The organism is Stenotrophomonas sp. C3(2023) (assembly GCF_032911385.1).
Classification (GTDB): Bacteria; Pseudomonadota; Gammaproteobacteria; order Xanthomonadales; family Xanthomonadaceae; genus Stenotrophomonas.
In genome coordinates this window covers 1-2,124 of sequence record NZ_JAWJLO010000004.1, presented here as the reverse complement: position 1 = coordinate 2,124, position 2,124 = coordinate 1, and the positions used below count along the sequence as shown (strand labels likewise).

Here is a 2,124-nt window from a genome sequence, read left to right as displayed (position 1 = left end):
CATTGAAGGTTTCACCCTTGAGGTTGAAATGATGTGCGGTGATCTGGGCGAGCGTGCCGCCGAGGGAGTGGCCGGTTACGGTGACCGGAGGAGCCCCGCCATACTGATCACGTGACGCCTGAGCTAGCTTGAGCGCGTCATTTGTAAGTGCTATCGCATCGGCTGCTTGCGCATTAAAGCGTGCCCCGAGCATCGTCAGATCACTGAGCACATCCATCGGTGACTCAGTCCCGCGATGCGCCACCACGAACTCACCCGTCTCGTCATGGCGATAGACGGTGCCCTGATAGCCCGTTAGCCTGTTATCGACGTGCCTGTGCACAGTAAGCCGTGCGACGCCTAGCACGAGGCGGTGATCGTCCAGGTGATGACCATTTCTGACCTCTCGACCCAGATAGGAGTCGTCCGCAAGCGCAGCGTAGAGCTGACTTCGAATTTTCATTCGGATTCACCCACCGAGCTCAACGTCAACGAGAAAAGATGATCTCTGACGCCCGGTAGATAATTGTCAGGCCTATCGCTTCCAACCATTCGCGCACCCGCGAAGCCTTTAGGCTCACGATAGAGCGCACTAGGATAGTAGCGCGTGACGCTCCCACCTGTGACGACGTCCTGTGCATCCATGCTGATCTCAAAGCTGGCATCTTTCTCGTGGTCCTGAGGCAGAATCTCCGCGTACGCGACACTGAGTTGCCAGTGGCAGTCACCGCGTCCGAAATGATCCCCATCCAGCATCTTGTCCAGATGCAGAACCGCCTCGTACTCGCTATCTGAAATGCGCGCAAGCGGCAGATCAAGAGATCTGCTGATTCTTCCAGTGGTTCCTGTAGCCCGCCTTATTCTTCCGCACTGATCGGCGTTCCGAACGTCAAATTGGCCTCCGATGCGAATCGATTCGAAATGTCCAGGTGCGTCCTTGATCTGGAGGCGAATGCGGTAAGCCAAGGTGGGCGTTGGATTTATCGGATTCAATGGATTATCTCTTCCTTCACAGGCGGTGAGCACGATGCACAGAAAAACGGATAGTGTGTAGGACAAGGCGATATTCATGTAACAAGCGGTGGTTTCTGTCTGAGAGTCAGCAGCCTCCTGGCCAGCCAGTTCAGGCCAATGTTTACATGGCCCATTGCGGCCTACATGCGAAAACGGCTGCGCTCTTCTGGCGCGACTGGCATCCGATAGCGAGCGCCGTCAGTACTTTATGAACCTCGGTTGCGTGCACTCAGCATTGAGAATTTCACAGTCACTTCCGCCTTGTTTTTTACACCCGTCAGTGGCAACAGCCCTTGCTCTTTCTATAGAGCCCGCTCTAGCGAAGTAGTCACCTTCTCCCCCGCCGACGCGGGCAACGGCATAACATTGATTTTTGTATGCAAACATAGCTTCGCAACCAATCCCTCCCAACTGACGACAGCCACGTATCGCATCCCGTTCTGCCTCAGACTTGCTCGACTTCCCGGTAACCGAGTAGGCGATGCCGTTTGTGGAAGATGACTGAGCTCCCCAAGTCTTCTGCCAACGGCCAGCTGGTCGGGGTGCGCCGCCCCCGACAGAACCACTGCCGCCACCATTAATCGGCGCGCATCCTTGCACACCTTGCCCCCCTATCGGGTAGTAACCTGGGGGGCAATTTCCCTCCGCGAATGCAGCACCTGTGGTCAGAGACAGCGATAGAACCGCAGAACACATCAAGGACGGTGTAGGTAATTTACGTTTACTCATTGTTCGCTAGGCCTCGCTGACCTGCCGGATTAAGTTCAGCCGCACCAACGCCACGGAAGGCATGGCTAGCTGCCATCGACCCACGAGAGGGCTGCCCGCCTTCTTCGCTATTCGTAGCGGGAGCTCTCGGCACATAACTCCCAAGCGCCTCCCCACGCGGCCCAACCGCTGCCGGTCCGCCGCCTATCTGCGAGTACGCCATGAAGCTGCCCAACGTTCCCTGGAAGAACATCGCGGCCATCGGTGGCACGGTCAGAATCAGCGTTGTCAAAATCAGACCCATGCCGCCCTGCTGCATCGCCTGGCTGGTAAAGCCTTCCTTCGCCGCCAGCGCGGGAATCACGCTGCCCAGTCCATCCACCGCCCACAGCACACCGGTCACGCGCAGCACCATGTCCAGCG

At 57.3% G+C, this 2,124-nt stretch carries 3 protein-coding genes and 1 pseudogene; all 4 read right to left on the bottom strand.

Features of this window, described 5'->3' with window-relative positions; all coding sequences use genetic code 11:
• A pseudogene (locus RZA67_RS16345) lies at positions 1-442 on the bottom strand (lipase); the annotation flags it as partial.
• A complete protein-coding gene (locus tag RZA67_RS16340; RefSeq protein ID WP_317214109.1) occupies positions 439-1,050 on the bottom strand; it encodes a hypothetical protein in 612 nt (203 codons plus the stop codon). The pseudogene RZA67_RS16345 and the gene RZA67_RS16340, both read right to left, overlap by 4 nt.
• Positions 1,051-1,191: 141 nt before the next feature.
• Entirely contained in the window at positions 1,192-1,689 is a 498-nt protein-coding gene (locus tag RZA67_RS16335) for a DUF4189 domain-containing protein (RefSeq protein WP_317214110.1), read from the bottom strand.
• A gap of 25 nt (positions 1,690-1,714) precedes the next feature.
• Positions 1,715-2,124: conjugal transfer protein TrbL (locus tag RZA67_RS16330; RefSeq protein ID WP_317214107.1), on the bottom strand; the 410-nt coding region annotated here is incomplete at its 5' end.

Bases quoted from the DNA above. Each gene is read 5' to 3' on its own strand.
- RZA67_RS16340 (WP_317214109.1), bottom strand. From the start codon at position 1,050: ATGAATATCGCCTTGTCCTACACACTATCCGTTTTTCTGTGCATCGTG.
- RZA67_RS16335 (WP_317214110.1), bottom strand. From the start codon at position 1,689: ATGTGTTCTGCGGTTCTATCGCTGTCTCTGACCACAGGTGCTGCATTC.